The sequence below is a fragment of the Pseudomonas sp. R4-35-07 genome, assembly GCF_003852235.1.
GTDB lineage: Bacteria > Pseudomonadota > Gammaproteobacteria > Pseudomonadales > Pseudomonadaceae > Aquipseudomonas.
Window position 1 is genome coordinate 593,318 of sequence record NZ_CP027732.1, and the last position, 18,760, is coordinate 612,077.

Sequence of the window (18,760 nt, forward strand, 5' to 3'; positions counted from 1 at the left end):
CCATTGGCAATTTGCCCACGCCATGGTCTAGACTGGCCGCGTTCTTGTCGGGGTGCCTTGTTGGAAGGCTGAGATCGGTAAATACCGGATCCCGTTGAACCTGATCAGGTTAGCGCCTGCGTAGGGAACAAGATTTCTCGTCACCCGGCGAGTCCTCTTGTGCTTCGTCCGGGATGTTGTTCGACAATCGAACAGCCCTCGTGCGCCAAGCACAGCACTGGTTCCAGTGCCTCCGTCCGTCACAGGTTCGCTCCGACAAACATCCACCGCCTGGAGAGTTGGAGAGCCCGTGATGAGCACAGAAATAAAAAGTACAAAACTGAAAAACACCGTGCACTTGAGTGAATCGGCCAAGGTCGACTCCGGCTCCGTGCAGCCGTTTACCCGCTCGCAGAAGATCTACGTACAAGGCACTCGCCCGGACATTCGTGTGCCGATGCGCGAGGTCAGCCTGGACGTGACGCCCACCGATTTCGGCGGCGAAATCAACGCGCCCGTGGTGGTCTACGACACCTCCGGTCCGTACACCGACCCCAACGTGATCATCGACGTGCGCAAAGGCTTGGGCGATGTGCGCTCGCCCTGGATCGAATCTCGCGGCGACACCGAGCGCCTGTCGGGCCTGAGTTCGCACTTCGGTCAACAGCGCCTGAGCGATGCCGAGTTGACCGCCCTGCGTTTCGCCCATGTAAAGAACCCGCGCCGCGCCAAGGCCGGGGCCAACGTCACGCAAATGCACTACGCGCGCAAAGGCATCATCACCGCCGAGATGGAGTACGTTGCCATCCGCGAAAACATGAAGCTTGAAGAGGCCCGCGCCAGTGGCTTGCTTGACCAGCAGCACGCCGGCCACAGCTTCGGCGCCAGCGTACCGAAGATCATCACCCCTGAATTTGTGCGCGAAGAAATCGCCCGTGGTCGCGCGATCATCCCGGCCAACATCAACCACACCGAATTGGAACCGATGATCATCGGCCGTAACTTCCTGGTGAAGATCAACGGCAACATCGGCAACAGCGCGCTGGGCTCGTCCATTGAAGAAGAAGTGGCGAAACTGACCTGGGGTATTCGCTGGGGTTCGGACACGGTGATGGACCTGTCCACCGGCAAGCACATCCATGAAACCCGCGAGTGGATCATTCGCAACTCGCCGGTGCCGATCGGTACGGTGCCGATCTACCAGGCCCTGGAAAAAGTCGGTGGCGCCGCCGAGGACCTGACCTGGGAGCTGTTCCGTGACACCTTGATCGAACAGGCCGAGCAGGGCGTCGACTACTTCACCATCCACGCCGGCGTGTTGTTGCGCTACGTACCGCTGACCGCCAAGCGCGTCACCGGCATTGTTTCCCGTGGCGGCTCGATCATGGCCAAGTGGTGCCTGGCCCACCACAAAGAGAACTTCACCTACACGCACTTCGATGAGATCTGCGAAATCATGAAGGCCTATGACGTCAGCTTCTCCCTCGGCGATGGTCTGCGCCCTGGCTCGATTGCCGACGCCAACGACGCCGCGCAATTCGGTGAACTGGAAACCCTTGGCGAGCTGACCAAGATCGCCTGGAAGCACGACGTGCAAACCATGATCGAAGGCCCGGGCCACGTGCCGATGCAGCTGATCAAGGAAAACATGGACAAGCAGCTGGAGTGCTGCGACGAAGCGCCGTTCTACACCCTCGGGCCGCTGACCACCGATATTGCGCCAGGCTATGACCACATCACCTCCGGTATCGGCGCGGCAATGATCGGCTGGTTCGGCTGCGCCATGCTCTGCTACGTCACGCCCAAGGAACACCTGGGCTTGCCGAACAAGGATGACGTGAAGACCGGCATCATTACCTACAAGATCGCGGCGCATGCTGCCGACCTTGCCAAGGGCCATCCGGGTGCGCAGATACGCGACAACGCGCTGAGCAAGGCACGCTTCGAGTTTCGCTGGGAAGACCAGTTCAACCTCGGCCTGGACCCGGACACCGCGCGTTCCTATCACGACGAAACCCTGCCGAAGGATTCGGCCAAGGTCGCGCATTTCTGCTCGATGTGCGGGCCGAAATTCTGCTCGATGAAAATTACCCAGGAAGTGCGTGAGTACGCGGCTAACCAGCGCATTGAAGCGGTGGATGTGGACGTGGCCAAGGGCCTGGCCGAGCAGGCGGAGCGGTTCAAGCAGGAAGGCAGTCAGCTGTACAAAAAAGTCTGAAACCCATGATCGTTCCCACGCTCCGCGTGGGAATGCATCCCGTGACGCTTCGCGTCACAAAGGCGGACGCAGAGCGTCCAAAGCGGCATTCCCACGCAGAGCGTGGGAACGATCAGCCCCTCAGAGATACCCCCCTTGAACATTCAACCGAGTACCTACTCCCCCGACATCGCGGTGCCCACCGACAAGCGCGTCTTCGGCGCCCGCGACCTGTTCTCCCTATGGTTCTCCCTCGGCATCGGCCTGATGGTCCTGCAAACCGGCGCGCTGTTGGCGCCGGGCCTGGGCTTGTCCGGCTCATTGTTGGCCATCTTCCTTGGCACTCTGGTGGGCGTGCTGTTGCTGGCATCCGTCGGTGTAATCGGCAGCGACACCGGCTTGTCCGCCATGGCCGCGCTCAAGCTCAGCCTCGGTGCCAAGGGCGCCAGCCTGCCGGCGCTGTTGAACCTGTTGCAATTGATTGGCTGGGGCTCGTTCGAAATCATCGTGATGCGCGATGCCGCCAGCCTGTTGGGCACAAGAGCGTTCAGCGAAGGCAACCTGCTGGCGAGCCCCTTGCTGTGGACGCTGTTCTTCGGCGGCCTCGCCACCTTGCTGGCGGTGAGCGGCCCGCTGACCTTCGTGCGCCAGGTCCTGCGCAAATGGGGTATCTGGCTGCTGCTTGCGGCCTGCCTGTGGCTGACCTGGAACCTGTTCGCCAAGGCCGACCTCGCTGCGCTGTGGGCCCAGGCCGGTGATGGCTCGATGCCGTTTGCGGTGGGCTTCGACATTGCCATCGCCATGCCGCTGTCCTGGCTGCCGTTGATTGCCGACTACTCACGCTTCGGCAAGCGCGCTAAAAGCGTGTTCGGCGGCACGGCGCTGGGGTTCTTTGTGGGTAACTTCTGGCTGATGAGCCTGGGGGTGGCGTACACCCTGGCATTTGCGCCAAGCGGTGAGGTCAATGCATTGCTGCTGGCCCTGGCCGGCGCCGGCCTGGGTATTCCGCTGTTGCTGATCCTGCTGGACGAGTCGGAAAACGCGTTTGCCGATATTCACTCGGCAGCGGTGTCGAGCGGGATTCTGCTGCGCTTGAAGGTCGAGCACCTGGCGTTGGCTATCGGTGTGATCTGCACCCTGATCGCCTGCTTTGCGCCCTTGGCGCAATACCAGAACTTCCTGTTGCTGATCGGTTCAGTATTTGCGCCACTGTTCGGCGTGGTACTGGTGGATCACTTCATCCTGCGCCATCGGCGCCAGGGCGCGGTGACCCAGCTGCACTGGCCGGCGCTGGTGGCCTGGCTGGGCGGCATCGCTACCTATCATGTGCTGGCCAACCTCTATCCGGATATTGGCGCAACCCTGCCGGCATTGCTGCTGGCGGGGCTGCTGCAGTTCATCCTGGGGCGGGCGGTCAGTGGCGCGCGGGCATCAGCTCAGGCTTGATCACACCGGTAAGGCGCGCATAGGGGATGGTGATTTCGATCAACCCCTGCGCATAAGGGGCGATGGTGCTCACGTTGTACTTGAGCACCACGCCGCCACTGGTCAAGGCCACATTCGGGGTTTTCTGGAACGGCCAGTTCTTCACGAACTCCGGATCGCGGTCCATCTTGGTGTTGATCAACCAACTGTTATGGGCAACTTTTGCCGTATTCCAGAAGGCCTGCTCCTGGCCGGGCAACAGCATGTCGGCCAGGCCCAGCTCTTTATGCAGCACACGTGAATAGTTGATGAACCCGCGGCCAGGCTCACCGTGGGCCACGCCGGTGTCGAGGTAACTGGACACTTCGACGATCACCAGGGCGTCATGCTGCTCGCGTACCTTGGCCTGCAAATACATGCTGTGGCGGTCGGGGGATTCGCGCAGGAACTTGTCCCGGTAGGCATTCAGGGTTGCCGGAACGCTGGCGCCGGGGCTGGTGCGGGTCATCTGCAGCAAGCGCTGCTCCACCAGGCTGTCGAGTTGCGGGTCGGCGGGGAAATGCACGGTATCGATGTTCACCAGCGGGCAGTCAGGGCTGCCGCAGCCGGGTTTGGTTTGCTCCGACTTGTCGGTGGTAACGTCCAGCGGCTTGAGCTGGCTGGGTTGGAACAGGCTCTGGCAGGCACCCAGGGTCAAGGCAATGCAAGCCACGGAGGCGATTTTTAAAAGCGACATGTGTGTCCTTCGTAAATCGATGGAAAGCGAAAAGAGTAGCGCTTGGACTGCCAACAAGGCCGCCAGTTCGCCACTAGACTGATTAGAGTGAGTTTGACGCCCGCCGTCTATCCCGGCAACCGGAAAGGGGCTGCGCCAACCTGCATGGGCGCGTTAGGATGGCGCCCATTGCACGGCTTATGACGAGGAAGGATATGACGGATTTTACGAAGTCGACGCCGAATAAAATCGAGATTGTTCAGCGCGACTCTGCCTACAAGGGCTTCTACCAGCTCGATCGCGTGCAGTTGCGCCACGAGAAGTTTGACGGCGGCATGAGCCGCGTGATCAATCGTGAAGTCTTCGTGCGCCATGATGCGGTGTGCGTGCTGCCCTACGATCCGCAGCGCGATGAAGTGGTGCTGATCGAGCAGTTCCGCGTGGGCGCCATGGGCCGCACCGACAACCCCTGGCTGGTGGAAATGGTCGCCGGACTGATCGACAAGGACGAGCAGCCGGAGGAGGTTGCACACCGCGAAGCCGAGGAGGAAGCTGGGCTGACGTTCTCCGCGCTGTGGCCGATCACCAAGTATTTCCCCTCGCCTGGCGGCAGCACCGAATTTGTCCACTTGTACCTGGGCCGTTGCGACAGCTCCCAGGCGGGTGGTATCCATGGATTGGAAGAAGAGGCAGAAGACATCCGCGTCACCACCTGGGCATTCGAAGATGCCTTGCAGGCGGTACGCGACGGTAAGATTTCCAACGCAGCCAGCATTATCGCCCTGCAATGGCTTGCGCTTAATCGCGCGGAAGTGAGGGGGTTATGGCAGTAAAGGCACGGGAACGTTATCGGGTCGACCTGATCGGGCTGCAAGCCGCGTGCGAGGCCAACTATGCGCGGCTGATGCGCCTGCTGCCCGACATGCGCCACGCGCCCGAGGCGCGGCGCATTGCCGTGACCCACGGCGACCAGATGCTCGGCGTGCTGGCCCTGGAAGTCATCGTCAATTGCCCGTACACCACCACCCTGCGCGTGCGCCAGGAACACAGCCTGCCGTGGCTGCCGGTGCCGCAGCTGGAAGTGCAGGTGTACCACGATGCGCGCATGGCCGAAGTGATCAGCGCCGAACATGCACGGCGCTTTCGCAGCATCTATCCTTACCCGAATGTGTTCATGCACCAGCCCGATGAGAAAGCACAGCTCAATGTGTTCCTCGGCGAATGGTTGAGCCACTGTCTGGCCTTGGGCCATGAGTTCGAAGTCGTGCGTTAGATGTGAACGGTGTCCGTTTGTCCAGGTTTCCTCTTTGTGTCCTGCCCTAGCATAATTGCCCCAACTATCTATTCCTGTGATTGCTAGGGAGAGCGCCTTGCCGAGCGTATCCGCCGTGAACCCTGACGCTGTGCTGCTGGTGCAGCTGACCGACAGCCATCTGTTTGCCGAGGCCGACGGCACGCTGCTGGGTATGAATACCCGCGAAAGCCTGCAGCGGGTGATCGAATTGGTCCGCGAACAGCAGCCGTCTATCGATCTGGTGCTGGCCACCGGGGATCTTTCCCAGGACGGCACATTGGCGTCATACCAGCAATTTCGCGATATGACCGCGCCGATCGGTGCTCCCGCGCGCTGGATTCCCGGCAACCACGATGAGCCGCAGGTCATGGCCCAGGCTGCCGTGCACAGCGACCTGCTTGAGCCGGTGGTCGATGTCGGCAACTGGCGCATCATCCTGCTGGACTCCGCCGTACCCGGCTCCGTGCCCGGCTACCTGCAAGACCAGCAACTGCAATTACTCGCCCAGGCTTTGAGCGAAGCGCCGAACCGGCATCATCTGGTGTGCTTCCATCATCACCCGGTGTCGATCGACTGCGCCTGGATGGAGCCGATTGGCCTGCGCAATCCCGATGCGTTGTTTGCCGTGCTCGACCGCTTCCCGCAGGTCAAGGCGGTGCTTTGGGGCCATGTGCACCAGGAAATCGACCGCGAGCGCAACGGTGTACGTCTGCTGGCTTCGCCGTCCACGTGCATCCAGTTCGCACCCGGCAGTGAGGACTTCAAGGTCAGCGAGCAAGCGCCGGGCTATCGCTGGCTGCGCCTGCATGCCGACGGATGGTTGGATACCGGCGTAGAAAGGCTCGAAGGCTTCGCGTTCCAGGTGGACTACGGCAGCAACGGCTATTGACCATCGCGGCGCGGCTATAGGTCCAGCATCTTCGCCAACCTGACCACCGTAACGCCTTGCCCCAAGTGCCGCAGCGAGGGTTGGATCAGCACGCAGTTGTCATACGGCGTGAGGATTTCGCGTTCGGCGTCTCTGGCGATCACTGTTCCCGCGTGAGCGATCCGTTTAAGGCCACGGAAGTCATCGGTAAAACTGAAGTCCATGCTGTGCGCGATCACTGGATCGGTGACCTGCAAACAGTGCTGGGCAACGGGCTGTTCACGGCTTAGAAACCTCGAAACGTCGGCCTCGGCGACGGTTTCAGTCGCCATCAGGAAACGAGCGGCTATATCGAGGGCGACGTATTCGCTCTTTTTTGAAAAGTGCTGACCTGTTTCGATGAGCAGCGCGTTTTTGGTGCTTTTGGCGTCACCAAACCCGCCGTAGTCTCGCATGCGTTGTCCATTGGCGTGGCCAGCGTCGGCGACGACGGTGGCCGGTACACCCAACGATTTGGCAAATGCCAGGCCTTTGGCGCACGCCCCGCACATCATCAAGGGGGGGATTCTTCGTGCATTGAATGGATATCGAGCAGCAAATCGACAGTGTCGATCAGCGGTCGCAGTTCACGTGCGCGGCGCAACTCGACAGACTCTCGCTCGCCTTCCAGTGCGGATGGCAGCCAGACACGGTTCATGTCCTCGTCGATGAAGCGGGACGCGTCGATGTTTTGCGGGTCGAAGCGTTGATAGGCCTCAACGTTGCCGAACGCCAGTGACAAGCGGCCCTTGCGCGGGCGGATACCGCGGCGTAACAGGGCGTCTACCGCGATGGCTCCGCTGACTTCATTCCCATGGGTCAATGCCATGATCAAAACATGCGGCCCTGGTTCGCCGCTGTCGAAGCTGTAGACGTAGTCAATCCCGCTATTACCGTTTTTCCATGGGCTGAGGTCGGGGAAGTCGACTTCAATCGGGTATGGCTTCAGGGATGCACGCACTTGCTCTAAGGTTTTCATTTCTGTCTCCGACAGACCAACGTTTAGACGTGTCGCCAGATGAGGCACGACAATCAAGAGAAGCTGGCTTTCATAAGTGCTCGGCTCAACTGGCCGAAGGTTGCGTACCGCGCATGCGCCGGCCGAGGCAGACGATCGACACGACACTGATCAAGATGGTCCCCATCACGTAAAAGCTCGGTGCGAGCTTGCTGCCGCTGGCTTCGATCAACGCGGTCACGATCAATGGCGCAAAACCACCAAACAGGGTGACGGAAAAGTTGTAGCTCAGCGCCAGGCCCGTGCCGCGAATGCTGGTCGGAAAAATGTCGGAAAGCATCGCTGGAATCGGCCCCAGGCAGGCTGCGATCAACAAGCCAACAAGGGCTTGCACGATCAGCAGTGTGGTGACGCTGGGGAAGGTGTTGAGCAGCACGAACATCGGGTAAGACGAAAACCCGGTAATCAACAGCGCAATGGTCAGTACCCGGTATCGTCCGTAGCGGTCGGAAAGCCCGCCAAATACCGGCGCCATCAGCATTAACATAACGCCCGTCATCAGCGCCCCGAGGTAAGAAGACGTGGCGGCGATGTTCAGTTGCTTGAACGCGTAGATCGGCATGTACAACTTATGGACATAATTGAATGCGGTCGCACCGGCCACTACACCGATAGCCAGCAGCAGGCTGACATGCTCCTTGATCAAGACGTCTCGCAGCGGGGTTTTGGCCGTGCTGCTGACCAGCGTTTTCTTGAAGTCCGGGGTTTCATCGATTTGTGTACGAATGTAATAGCCCACCGGCCCGATCAGCAGGCCGAAACCGAATGCGACGCGCCAGCCCCATTCGTTCAACTGCACATCCGACAGTACATAACTGAGGATCGCGCTGACCCCCGCTGCCAGGACGGTTGCCAGCCCTTGGGTGGATAGTTGCCAGCTGGCAAAGAAGCCCCGGCGCTTGGCGTCTGCGTGTTCGACCATAAACGCCGTCGCGGCGCCGAACTCACCGCCTGTGGAGAACCCTTGAAGCATGCGCGCAACGATGATTAACAGCGGCGCGGCCAAGCCAATCTGTTCATAGGTGGGTGCGAAAGTGATTATTGCGGTGCCGAGCAACATGATCATGATCGACAGTGTCAGCGAGGCTTTTCGCCCGGCTTTGTCGGTATAGGAACCCAGCACAATGGCGCCCAGCGGACGCATCAGAAAGGAAATGCCGAATGAACCCACGGCCAGCAACAGTGAGGTGGTTTCGTTATCGGAGGGGAAAAACTGTTTGCCGATGACGACTGCAAAATAGCCGTAGATCAACAAATCATAGAACTCCAGCGCATTGCCGAAACTGGCAGCGATGATTTCCTTCCATGGGCCTCGTCGGGCTGGGGTCGTTGCCGAGGGTAAGGCGGGTGATTGAGCGGTCATGGGTGTGCCCCGGGTGTATTTCACGTTTGGCATTCGGATTCGCCCAAGCTGCTACGCGGCCTGGCGAGATCGAAAGCGTTAATTGTTATGGGTGAAAGCCCGGATGAAAGTGAATCAATAGCGGTGTAGCGGCAATTGCTGATTTGGCACAGGTTTGAGCTGTTTTGGCACGGCCCAGGCCAGTCGCGGCTGGTAGCGGTGGTGAAGCGGAAAAACGGGCGGTCATGAGGGGGGCGGCAGCGTTTCAAACGCTGCCAACGCTTCCCATATCTTCATCACCATCTCGCTCTGGTTATCGCGTAACCGATGCAGCGATACGTCGAAGCTGACGCAAAACTCGGCGCCGCCCGCAATCAGCAGTTCGCCCGACGCCAGCGCATCGCTGACGACCATCTGCGGTAACCACGCAAGGCCCTTGCCACGCTTGGCCATTTCCAGAATCGCATCATAGGAATCGGCCTGGTAAACCATCCGCAACGCCAGGCGCTGTGGCAGTCGCTCCAGGTGCTGCGCCAGCACGCCGCGCAGCGCAAGGGAAGGTGAAAAGGCCAGCCAGGGAATAGAGAGGGCGTTACTGCTTGCGGCTATCTGCTGGCGCGGTTGGCCCTGAGCGTCCGGCGCACTGACCGGTAGCAATTGCTCCTTTGCCAGCACTCGAGAGTCAAAACGCTGCGGGTCGATCAATGACTGGGTCAGCGGGCTGGAAAAGCTCAGCAGCAGATCGACTTCGCCAGCCGACAGCCGGCTGATGGCCTCTTGCGCACCGCTGGTGAGCAGTGACACCGCAAAACTGCCCAATTGCGGGTACAGCGACTCGTACCAGTCGGGGAAGAAGTCACAGGCCAGGGTTCGCCCGGTGGCGATACGCACGGGTTCATCGCGGCTCAGGGGGCCACCTTTGAATTGCGCTCTGACGGCGGTCAGCAGTTCCAGCGATTGGGTGGCGGCGTCCAGAAACAGTACGCCGCAAGGGGTCAATGACACTGGTTGTGTACGTTCGATCAATGGCGTGCCGACCCATTCTTCCAGCGCCCGGATACGGCGCCCGAACGCGGGGTGCGTGACGCACCGATTTTCCGCAGCGCGCGACAGGCTGCGGGTGCGGGTCAGTTCAATAAAGTCCTCAAGCCATTCCAGTTGCATGCTGTTTTCCCGCTCGGCAACCTATTTAACGCGCCGCCAGTACCGGCGAATTCCACAAGCAATGAAGAAAGGGTGCGCTGATCAAAAAATGAGCATTTTGCAGCCGATCAGGTGCTTAAGGGGCGTGGAACGGATAGTAACGCCAGCGGCGATGGGCTGCACCCACGACCCCGCTGTTACCTGTAAACTGCGCCTCTTTGGCGCAAGCATGGAGAGCCCGGCATGTCCGCATCAATCTTGTATATCCACGGTTTCAACAGCGCACCGGCGTCCAACAAGGCCAGCCAGTTGATGACCGTGATGGACAGCCTGGGCCTGGCCGACCAGTTGCGTGTACCGGCCCTGCATCACCACCCGCGTCAGGCGATTCCTCAATTGGAGGAAGCCATCGCGCAACTGGGTCGGCCACTGCTGGTGGGAAGCTCACTCGGCGGCTACTATGCAACCCATCTTGCCGAGCGCCATGGCCTCAAGGCGTTGCTGGTCAACCCGGCGGTCAGCCCCCATCGGATGTTTGACGGTTACCTGGGCACCCAGAAGAACCTCTACACCGATGAAACCTGGGAATTGACCCACGATCACGTCACAGCGCTGGCCGAGCTGGAAGTACCGGCGCCCCAGGATGCCACGCGTTATCAGGTGTGGTTGCAGACCGGGGATGAAACCCTGGATTATCGCCTGGCCCAGCAGTATTACCGGGCCTGTGCCTTGCGCATTCAGGCCGGTGGCGACCATGGTTACCAAGGGTTCGCCCAGCAATTGCCGGCACTGTTGAGCTTTGCCGGCATTGGCGCAGATCAGTATCAATCCTTCGATTTTTCGTCACTGTAAAAATCGCGGGTCACTTTTTTAATCGAACGACTCACGACGAGACCCCATGGCCACTCCCAGCGCTAGCTCTTATAACGCCGACGCCATCGAAGTCCTCTCGGGCCTCGACCCGGTGCGCAAACGCCCCGGCATGTACACCGACACCAGTCGGCCGAACCACCTCGCCCAGGAAGTCATCGACAACAGCGTTGACGAAGCCCTGGCCGGCCACGCCAAGTCGGTGCAGGTCATTCTCCACGCCGATCACTCCCTGGAAGTGTCCGATGACGGTCGCGGCATGCCAGTGGACATCCACCCCGAAGAGGGCGTGTCGGGCGTCGAGCTGATCCTTACCAAGCTGCACGCCGGCGGCAAGTTCTCCAACAAGAACTACCAGTTCTCCGGCGGTCTGCACGGCGTGGGTATTTCGGTGGTCAACGCGCTGTCCACGCAGGTCAGGGTCAAGGTCAAGCGCGATGGCAACGAATACCAGATGACCTTCGCTGATGGCTACAAAGCCACCGACCTGGAAGTGATCGGTACCGTTGGCAAGCGCAATACCGGCACCAGCGTGTACTTCGCGCCGGACCCGAAATACTTCGATTCGCCGAAATTCTCCATCAGCCGCCTCAAGCACGTGCTCAAGGCCAAGGCCGTGCTGTGCCCGGGCCTGCTGGTGAGCTTTGAAGACAAAGGCACGGGCGAGAAAGTCGAGTGGCACTACGAAGACGGCCTGCGCTCCTACCTGGAAGACTCCGTCAGCGCCTTTGAACGCCTGCCCAACGCGCCGTTCTGCGGCAGCCTGGCCGGTAACAAGGAAGCCGTCGACTGGGCGCTGTTGTGGTTGCCCGAAGGCGGCGACAGCGTGCAGGAAAGCTACGTCAACCTGATCCCCACCGCCCAGGGCGGCACCCACGTCAATGGCTTGCGCCAGGGCCTGCTGGATGCCATGCGCGAATTCTGCGAATACCGCAGCCTGCTGCCACGCGGCGTGAAGCTGGCGCCGGAAGACGTGTGGGAGCGCATCGCCTTCGTGCTGTCGATGAAAATGCAGGAGCCGCAATTTTCCGGCCAGACCAAGGAGCGTCTGTCGTCCCGCGAGGCGGCGGCGTTTGTCTCCGGGGTGGTCAAGGATGCCTTCAGCCTGTGGCTCAACGAGCACCCGGAGCTGGGCCTGGCCCTGGCGGAACTGGCGATCAACAACGCCGGCCGTCGCCTCAAGGCCAGCAAGAAGGTCGAGCGCAAGCGCATCACCCAGGGCCCGGCATTGCCCGGCAAGCTGGCCGATTGCGCCGGGCAGGACCCGATGCGTTCCGAGCTGTTCCTGGTGGAAGGTGATTCCGCCGGTGGTTCCGCCAAGCAAGCGCGGGACAAGGAGTTCCAGGCGATCCTGCCGTTGCGCGGCAAGATCCTCAACACCTGGGAAGTCGACGGCAGCGAAGTCCTGGCCAGCCAGGAAGTGCACAACATTGCCGTGGCCATCGGCGTCGACCCGGGCGCGGCGGACATCAGCCAGTTGCGCTACGGCAAGATCTGCATCCTCGCCGACGCCGACTCCGACGGCCTGCACATCGCAACCCTGCTGTGTGCGTTGTTCGTGCAGCACTTCCGCCCGTTGGTGGATGCCGGTCACGTCTACGTCGCCATGCCACCGCTGTACCGGATCGACCTGGGCAAGGAGATTTTCTACGCCCTGGACGAAGCCGAGCGCGATGGCATTCTCGACCGCCTGGTGGCCGAGAAGAAACGCGGCAAGCCACAGGTCACGCGATTCAAGGGCCTGGGTGAAATGAACCCGCCGCAACTGCGCGAAACCACCATGGACCCGAACACCCGGCGCCTGGTGCAGTTGACCCTGGAAGACTTCGCCGGCACGTCGGAAATGATGGACATGCTGCTGGCGAAAAAGCGCGCACCGGATCGCAAAGCCTGGCTCGAATCCAAAGGCAACCTGGCCGAGGTGCTGGGCTGATGCGCACAGGCGTCGCCCTGGCGATCCTGATGATGTGCGGGTTGGCGGCCACCGATGTGGCGGCCGCGCCCGTGGCTGAGCTCAAGCTGGTGTCGGAGCACGCGGTAGACGGCATGCGCGGCGGGAACCTGTCGGGCCTGGCGCTGTGTGGCAAGCAATTGTGGACCGTATCGGACCGTGATGATGAGCAGATTTATCGCTTGGACACCCGCGCGCCGACCTGGACCGCCGAAGTGGTGGCGATCGACGTACCCCCCGTGCCCGAATCCGGCCTGCCGTGGGGTTTGCGCTCGCGCACCAAGGCGGCTTCGTTCGTTCGCGGTGGCGACCTGGATTTCGAAGGCATCAGCTGTGATGCCGCAGGCAACCGCTACATCGTCAGCGAAGCCCACGCGGCGGTGTTGCAGGTGCCGGTAGCAGGCGCACCCGAGTGGCTGAAAATTGCCCCAGGCATGGTGCGCGAAGCCCGGGCCAGTGGCATGTTGCTGCACTTCAATGCGTTGTTCGAGGGCCTGACGGTGAACCCGCAAGGCGATCAGCTCTGGCTGGCGGCCGAGCGTGAGCGCCGCGGCCTGGTCTCGATCAAGCGCGGGCAGAGCGTGTGGGATTGCGACGGTGCTTGCGTGTTGTTGAGCGAGGCCGGCCTGGAAGTGCAACCGGCGCAGTTCCCCAACGCCAAGGCGGTGTCGAAGGACTTTGCCGACCTGGCGCTGTTCAACGGCAAGCTGTTTACCCTGGAGCGTAATGCGTTCCAGATTTGCCGGCGCGATACGGTGACGGCCAAGGTTGAGCTGTGCTGGTCGTTTGCCGACGAAACCCTGAGGCCCGAGCGGCGTTACCCCCAGCCCTATGGCCTGGCCGAAGCCCTGGTGATGGACGCCGACGGTGCCTGGATTGGCATCGACAATAATTTCGGCGCGCGCGCCGATGGTGAAAAGCGCCCGGTGGTCTATCGGTTCGCCGCCCCGGCCGGTGGCTGGAGTGCCCAGCCATGAGCCGTCACGAATTTGAATTGAATCAGCGCAGCGGCCATTCCGTTGCGCCTTACCCCATGATGAGGCCCGCATGAGTGACATCCTCGCAGACAGCTTAGATGGCGTAGAACGCCGATCGCTGGCTGACTTCACCGAAAATGCCTACCTCAACTACTCCATGTACGTGATCATGGACCGTGCCCTGCCGCATATCGGCGACGGCCTGAAGCCGGTACAACGGCGCATTATCTACGCCATGAGTGAGTTGGGCCTGGACGCCGATTCCAAGCACAAGAAGTCGGCGCGTACCGTCGGTGACGTGCTCGGTAAGTTCCACCCCCACGGCGATTCGGCGTGCTATGAAGCCATGGTGCTGATGGCCCAGCCGTTCAGCTACCGCTACACCCTGGTCGATGGCCAGGGTAACTGGGGTGCGCCGGATGATCCCAAGTCCTTCGCCGCCATGCGTTATACCGAGGCGCGCCTGTCGCGCTACTCGGAAGTACTGCTCAGCGAGCTGGGCCAGGGCACCGCGAACTGGGGGCCGAACTTTGACGGCACCCTCGACGAACCCCTGGTATTGCCGGCACGCTTGCCGAACATCCTGCTAAATGGCACCACCGGCATCGCGGTCGGCATGGCCACCGACGTGCCGCCGCACAACCTGCGCGAAGTCGCCACGGCCTGCGTGCGCCTGTTGGATGAGCCAAAAGCCACGGTCGAGCAGCTGTGTGAGCATATCCAGGGCCCGGACTACCCGACCGAGGCGGAAATCATCACGCCGCGCGCCGACCTGCTGAAGATGTACGAAACCGGCAAGGGCTCGGTGCGCATGCGCGCGGTGTACCACTTCGAAGACGGCGACATTATTGTGACCGCGTTGCCGCATCAGGTATCCGGCGCCAAGGTGCTGGAGCAGATTGCCGCGTTGATGCAGGCAAAACCGTCGAAATTGCCGCAAGTCGCCGACCTGCGCGATGAGTCCGACCACGAAAACCCTTGCCGCATCGTGATCATCCCGACCAATAGCCGGGTTGATCATGAAGTGCTGATGCAGCATTTGTTTGCCAGCACCGACCTTGAGTCCAGCTACCGGGTCAACGTCAACATCATCGGCCTGGACGGCAAGCCACAGCTCAAGAACCTGCGCAATTTGCTGGTGGAATGGCTGGAGTTCCGCGTGCAGACCGTGCGCCGCCGCCTGCAATTCCGCCTGGACAAGGTCGAGCGCCGCTTGCACCTGTTGGACGGCTTGCTGATTGCCTACCTCAACCTGGATGAAGTGATCCATATCATCCGTACCGCCGAGCACCCGAAGGCCGAGCTGATCGCGCGCTTCGAGCTGAGCGAAATCCAGGCTGACTACATCCTCGACACCCGCTTGCGCCAGTTGGCACGCCTGGAAGAAATGAAGCTGCGCGACGAGCAGGACGCGCTGCTCAAGGAGCAAGCCAAGCTGCAGGCGCTGTTGGGCAGCGAAGCCAAGCTCAAGAAGCTGGTGCGCAGTGAACTGATCAAAGACGCCGAAACCTACGGCGATGAGCGCCGCTCGCCGATTGTCGAGCGCGCAGAAGCGAAAGCTCTGACAGAAACCGAGCTATTGCCTAACGAGAAAATTACCGTCGTTCTGTCGGAAAAGGGTTGGGTTCGTTCCGCCAAAGGGCATGATATTGATGCCACCGGCCTGTCGTACAAGGCCGGTGATGGCTTCAAGACTGCGGCGGCTGGGCGTTCCAACCAATTTGCGGTGTTTATCGACTCGACCGGGCGCAGTTATTCGGTGCCGGCCCACACCCTGCCCTCAGCACGCGGGCAGGGCGAGCCGCTGACCGGGCGCCTCACGCCGCCGCAGGGGGCGAATTTCGAGTGCGTGCTGTTGCCGGACGATGATTCGCTGTACGTCATCGCGTCCGACGCCGGCTACGGTTTCGTGGTCAAGGGTGAAGACCTGCAGGCCAAGAACAAGGCGGGCAAGGCGTTGTTGAGCCTGCCGAACAACGCCAAGGTGATCCTGCCGCGACCGGTGGAGGATCGCGAGCATAACTGGCTGGCCTCGGTGACCACCGAAGGGCGTTTGCTGGTGTTCAAGATCAGCGACCTGCCGCAGTTGGGCAAGGGCAAGGGCAACAAGATCATCGGTATCCCTGGAGAGCGGGTGGCCAGTCGCGAAGAGTACGTGACCGACATCGCCGTCATCCCGGAAGGCTCAACCCTGGTGCTCCAGGCCGGCAAGCGCACGTTGTCCTTGCGCCCTGACGACCTTGAACACTACAAGGGCGAGCGCGGTCGACGCGGTAACAAACTGCCTCGCGGCTTCCAGAGAGTGGATGCTTTGTTGGTAGAAACGCCTGCTTAAGGCGTACTAGAGGCCTCGATCTACGATTTAACGCGTAGATCGACGCTTTGGCGCTGGAGTCATGGCGCATATTCACGGATGATATGGCCTTTCCAGCGCCGGCGTGGCCGAGCGTATTTAGGTTATTTTTAGTATTACATTGTGGTTCGCCGTGCGGCAGCCACCTGGATGGGATGATGACTGCTCCACGCCTTCCTCTATTTTTGATGCTCGCTGGCCTGTTAGGGCTGGCGGGTTGCAGCACGCACCAGCCGGTGTCGCTGTACCAGCTGGACAGCGGAAGTCCGGCTCAGCCAGCACAAACCGCCGGCATGGCCGTTCTGCTGGGGCCGGTAATCGTTGCCGATTACCTGCAACGCGAAACCCTGCTGCAACGTCAGAACGACGGCAGCCTGCAAGGTTCCACCGATGGTCGCTGGGCGGGCAGCCTGTCCTCCGATATCAATCAATTGATGTTGCGTCAGGTGGCCGGTCAGCTGGACAGCCAGCGTGTGGTGCTGGCGCCGGGGCCATCCGGGTTTACCCCGGATGTGCAGGTGCTGCTGACGATCACGCGGCTTGACTCCGGTACCTCGCAACCGGCGATCCTGGATGCACAGTGGCGCCTGATCGACCGTCGCGGCCAGGTGCGGGACAACCGTATCGTGCACCTGCAGGAAGAACATACCGGCACCACGGCGTCCCAGGTCCAAGCCCAGGGCGTATTGTTGCAGCACTTGGCGCAACAGTTGTCGGTAGCGCTCAAGCCGCTGGCCAACCAGCCGCCAATTGCCGAGGCCCCGCGCAAGCAGGCACCGACACAGGCCAAGCCGGCCACACCGGAAAAGCCCAAGATGCCGATGGCGACACCGATTCGTACGGATTTGGAAGTGTTCAGGTTTTGATCTGAATGGCAGACAAACAAAAGGCCCGCTGAGTAAGCGGGCCTTTTTGTATCTGAAAATAGAAGCCATGGCGCAGTCAAATGTGGAAAGCGGCTTGCCCCCGATGGCGGTGGTTCAGTGAGTGATGTGCTGACTGATACTCCGCTATCGGGGGCAAGCCCCCTCCCACAGGGAGCAATTGCGTGCCTTATGTCTTTGTGCGCGTCTCATGCATCCGCGCCAGCTGCCGTTCCAGCATTGAGGGATAAGGTTCCATCAAGCGCTCCACACAGCTGGCGCCCTCAGGGCTGGCAATCGGGCGGATGCGTGCGCGTTGGCGGATCAACGTGTCTTCACTGATCTTGCGCTCCACCAGCAGCAGGTTGCGGCTGTGTTGCGACAAGGCCAAGGCATCCTGGGCGATCTCGGTCAGCAGCAGGTCGATCTGGCTGATGCCGAACAGGTCATCACCCACTGTCAAACCCAGCTGCAGTTGCAACGTGATGCCGCTGTCCGCGACTTCGATCTGCAGGGCATGACCCAGGGCGCGCAGCAATTCGCCGCAGCAGATGGCGTTGGTCAGGTAGTCCTCGCCGCTGTCTTCGCTGTGGAACAGCATCAGCGTGCTGCCGTCGTTCAGGGTGTGCAGTTCGCTCTGGTAAAGCGAAGCGGCCTGGTCGAGACAGTCGCGGTAGCGTTCCAGCAGTTCCGTCAAGCGAGCGCGGGGCAAGCGGCGCAGTTGGTCCTGGGCACCCAGTTGCACGGCGAGTACGGCGCTGTACTGAGGTTCGCTGCTTTTGGCGGGAAGCGGCTTCGGCGCCACGACGGGCGCGGCCTCGGCGGTATCGCGCAGGTCGGCGAACGGGTCTTCGTCGTCAAGCTCGTCTTCTTCGGCCTTGATTACATGTCGCGGCGCAGGCTTCAAGCCCGCCACCGGAGCGCTTTCGTCAAAGCCTGGGTCGCGCAGGTCGCGTACTTCAAACTCAGGCTCGTCGGTGTAGTCGGCGTCGTCGTACTCGGGTTCGGGTTCGACTTCAGGCACGGTCGGCTCCGGGGCGAAGCTGGCATGCAGCTGGCGCGCCAGGTCGCCGATTTCGTCCTGGCGGTCGGTGGCCGGGGTGTGTTCGTCGATATCGCGCAGCCAGATGCGCAGTTGCATCAACGGCGTGGAAATATGCCGTCCCAGGCGCAGGCTCAACGCCAGGGCGAGGGCCAGCAGGATCGCGCTCAAGATGCCCATGCTCTGCAGGCTGATGGTCATCGGCTGCTGGAATTGCTGCATGTCCAGGCTGATGCGCAATTGGCCGGCTTTTACATCCTGAAACGTGATATTGCTCTGATACAGGCCCTCGGCTTCGCCCAGCAGGCCGTTTTTCGGGCGCTGCCCGGCTTCGGCCATGATCCGGTTGTCCACGCTATAAATGGCGGCGTGGGCCACCAGCGGGTTCTTGGTCAGGTTGTTGAGCAATACATTGAGGCTGAGGATGTCGTTGGACACCAACAACTCAGTCGCCGAGGTGGCGGTCTGGGTGGTCAGGCTCTCGCCGAGGGCGTCGGCCTGCTCGTGCATGGCCTGCTTGAACTGCAAACCCATCACGCAGGCGTAGATCACCAGGGCCAGGGCGACCAGGATCACGTTATGGCTGGCGATGCGTAATGCGATCGGTACACGGCGGTGGCGCAGTGCCCGGAAGATCAGCAGGAAGAAGTTATCGGTTTTTACTGGCGTGGGCCGGTTCACTTG

General features: G+C 61.1%; 16 protein-coding genes and 1 riboswitch. Of the genes, 10 read left to right on the forward strand and 6 right to left on the reverse strand.

The annotated features are described in order from the left end of the window. The first annotated feature begins 38 nt into the window (after window positions 1–38). A riboswitch (TPP riboswitch) is annotated at window positions 39–144 on the forward strand. Window positions 145–292: 148 nt separating this feature from the next. Both thiC and cytX read left to right on the forward strand, forming a co-directional pair. Then, window positions 293–2,197 (forward strand): phosphomethylpyrimidine synthase ThiC, encoded by a 1,905-nt coding sequence (gene thiC / locus C4J89_RS02510; protein WP_124402873.1) that lies wholly within the window; start codon window positions 293–295, stop codon window positions 2,195–2,197. Between the two features lie 135 nt (window positions 2,198–2,332). Next, window positions 2,333–3,622: a putative hydroxymethylpyrimidine transporter CytX gene (gene cytX / locus C4J89_RS02515; protein WP_124413673.1), complete on the forward strand. Its 1,290-nt coding sequence runs from the start codon at window positions 2,333–2,335 to the stop codon at window positions 3,620–3,622. Here the strand turns inward: cytX and C4J89_RS02520 are convergent. Next, a complete protein-coding gene (locus C4J89_RS02520; protein WP_124360996.1) occupies window positions 3,591–4,337 on the reverse strand; it encodes an RsiV family protein in 747 nt (248 codons plus the stop codon). The genes cytX and C4J89_RS02520 overlap by 32 nt on opposite strands. A gap of 194 nt (window positions 4,338–4,531) precedes the next feature. On the opposite strand from C4J89_RS02520, the gene C4J89_RS02525 reads away from it, so the two are divergent. From C4J89_RS02525 to cpdA, 3 genes are all read left to right on the forward strand, one after another. Further along, window positions 4,532–5,149, forward strand: a complete 618-nt coding sequence (locus tag C4J89_RS02525; protein WP_124360997.1) for an NUDIX domain-containing protein — start codon at window positions 4,532–4,534, stop codon at window positions 5,147–5,149. Beyond that, window positions 5,140–5,589: a DUF1249 domain-containing protein gene (locus C4J89_RS02530; protein ID WP_124360998.1), complete on the forward strand. Its 450-nt coding sequence runs from the start codon at window positions 5,140–5,142 to the stop codon at window positions 5,587–5,589. Before C4J89_RS02525 ends, C4J89_RS02530 begins: the two co-directional genes overlap by 10 nt. A 97-nt stretch (window positions 5,590–5,686) precedes the next feature. Continuing rightward, a complete protein-coding gene (cpdA, locus tag C4J89_RS02535; protein WP_124413674.1) occupies window positions 5,687–6,499 on the forward strand; it encodes a 3',5'-cyclic-AMP phosphodiesterase in 813 nt (270 codons plus the stop codon). 14 nt (window positions 6,500–6,513) lie between these two features. On the opposite strand, the gene C4J89_RS27065 is transcribed toward cpdA, so the two are convergent. From C4J89_RS27065 to C4J89_RS02550, 4 genes are all read right to left on the reverse strand, one after another. Next, complete coding sequence (locus C4J89_RS27065) at window positions 6,514–7,032, reverse strand: hypothetical protein (RefSeq protein ID WP_256681770.1); 519 nt, start codon at window positions 7,030–7,032, stop codon at window positions 6,514–6,516. Next, window positions 7,032–7,496, reverse strand: coding sequence for a succinylglutamate desuccinylase/aspartoacylase family protein (locus C4J89_RS27070; RefSeq protein ID WP_256681771.1), 465 nt, complete (start codon window positions 7,494–7,496; stop codon window positions 7,032–7,034). Before C4J89_RS27070 ends, C4J89_RS27065 begins: the two co-directional genes overlap by 1 nt. Window positions 7,497–7,581: 85 nt before the next feature. Then, window positions 7,582–8,898 (reverse strand): MFS transporter, encoded by a 1,317-nt coding sequence (locus C4J89_RS02545; RefSeq protein WP_124413675.1) that lies wholly within the window; start codon window positions 8,896–8,898, stop codon window positions 7,582–7,584. 222 nt (window positions 8,899–9,120) lie between these two features. Next, window positions 9,121–10,041: a LysR family transcriptional regulator gene (locus C4J89_RS02550; protein ID WP_124413676.1), complete on the reverse strand. Its 921-nt coding sequence runs from the start codon at window positions 10,039–10,041 to the stop codon at window positions 9,121–9,123. 222 nt (window positions 10,042–10,263) lie between these two features. On the opposite strand from C4J89_RS02550, the gene C4J89_RS02555 reads away from it, so the two are divergent. The 5 genes from C4J89_RS02555 (at window position 10,264) to C4J89_RS02575 (ending at window position 17,037) form a co-directional block, all read left to right on the forward strand. Continuing rightward, on the forward strand, window positions 10,264–10,872 hold the full coding sequence (locus C4J89_RS02555; RefSeq protein ID WP_124413677.1) for a YqiA/YcfP family alpha/beta fold hydrolase: 609 nt from the start codon (window positions 10,264–10,266) through the stop codon (window positions 10,870–10,872). A gap of 46 nt (window positions 10,873–10,918) precedes the next feature. Then, window positions 10,919–12,823: a DNA topoisomerase IV subunit B gene (gene parE, locus C4J89_RS02560; RefSeq protein ID WP_124413678.1), complete on the forward strand. Its 1,905-nt coding sequence runs from the start codon at window positions 10,919–10,921 to the stop codon at window positions 12,821–12,823. After that, window positions 12,823–13,818 carry an esterase-like activity of phytase family protein gene (locus C4J89_RS02565; RefSeq protein ID WP_124413679.1) on the forward strand — a complete coding sequence of 332 codons (996 nt, stop codon included), beginning with the start codon at window positions 12,823–12,825 and terminating at the stop codon, window positions 13,816–13,818. The genes parE and C4J89_RS02565 overlap by 1 nt, the downstream gene beginning before the upstream one ends. A gap of 70 nt (window positions 13,819–13,888) precedes the next feature. After that, window positions 13,889–16,153: a DNA topoisomerase IV subunit A gene (gene parC, locus C4J89_RS02570; protein WP_124413680.1), complete on the forward strand. Its 2,265-nt coding sequence runs from the start codon at window positions 13,889–13,891 to the stop codon at window positions 16,151–16,153. Window positions 16,154–16,326: 173 nt separating this feature from the next. After that, window positions 16,327–17,037 carry a membrane integrity-associated transporter subunit PqiC gene (locus C4J89_RS02575; protein ID WP_124402881.1) on the forward strand — a complete coding sequence of 237 codons (711 nt, stop codon included), beginning with the start codon at window positions 16,327–16,329 and terminating at the stop codon, window positions 17,035–17,037. Window positions 17,038–17,224: 187 nt separating this feature from the next. Here C4J89_RS02575 and C4J89_RS02580 read toward each other — a convergent pair whose 3' ends face one another. After that, window positions 17,225–18,757 (reverse strand): AhpA/YtjB family protein, encoded by a 1,533-nt coding sequence (locus C4J89_RS02580; protein WP_124413681.1) that lies wholly within the window; start codon window positions 18,755–18,757, stop codon window positions 17,225–17,227. Window positions 18,758–18,760 lie beyond the last annotated feature (3 nt).

What these genes read in the sequence shown, in the direction of transcription:
- thiC (WP_124402873.1), top strand. Translation starts at nt 293, where the DNA reads ATGAGCACAGAAATAAAAAGTACAAAACTGAAAAACACCGTGCACTTG.
- C4J89_RS02520 (WP_124360996.1), bottom strand. Translation starts at nt 4,337, where the DNA reads ATGTCGCTTTTAAAAATCGCCTCCGTGGCTTGCATTGCCTTGACCCTG.
- C4J89_RS02525 (WP_124360997.1), top strand. Translation starts at nt 4,532, where the DNA reads ATGACGGATTTTACGAAGTCGACGCCGAATAAAATCGAGATTGTTCAG.
- C4J89_RS02530 (WP_124360998.1), top strand. Translation starts at nt 5,140, where the DNA reads ATGGCAGTAAAGGCACGGGAACGTTATCGGGTCGACCTGATCGGGCTG.
- C4J89_RS27065 (WP_256681770.1), bottom strand. Translation starts at nt 7,032, where the DNA reads ATGATGTGCGGGGCGTGCGCCAAAGGCCTGGCATTTGCCAAATCGTTG.
- C4J89_RS27070 (WP_256681771.1), bottom strand. Translation starts at nt 7,496, where the DNA reads ATGAAAACCTTAGAGCAAGTGCGTGCATCCCTGAAGCCATACCCGATT.
- C4J89_RS02545 (WP_124413675.1), bottom strand. Translation starts at nt 8,898, where the DNA reads ATGACCGCTCAATCACCCGCCTTACCCTCGGCAACGACCCCAGCCCGA.
- C4J89_RS02550 (WP_124413676.1), bottom strand. Translation starts at nt 10,041, where the DNA reads ATGCAACTGGAATGGCTTGAGGACTTTATTGAACTGACCCGCACCCGC.
- C4J89_RS02555 (WP_124413677.1), top strand. Translation starts at nt 10,264, where the DNA reads ATGTCCGCATCAATCTTGTATATCCACGGTTTCAACAGCGCACCGGCG.
- parE (WP_124413678.1), top strand. Translation starts at nt 10,919, where the DNA reads ATGGCCACTCCCAGCGCTAGCTCTTATAACGCCGACGCCATCGAAGTC.
- C4J89_RS02565 (WP_124413679.1), top strand. Translation starts at nt 12,823, where the DNA reads ATGCGCACAGGCGTCGCCCTGGCGATCCTGATGATGTGCGGGTTGGCG.
- parC (WP_124413680.1), top strand. Translation starts at nt 13,889, where the DNA reads ATGAGTGACATCCTCGCAGACAGCTTAGATGGCGTAGAACGCCGATCG.
- C4J89_RS02575 (WP_124402881.1), top strand. Translation starts at nt 16,327, where the DNA reads ATGATGACTGCTCCACGCCTTCCTCTATTTTTGATGCTCGCTGGCCTG.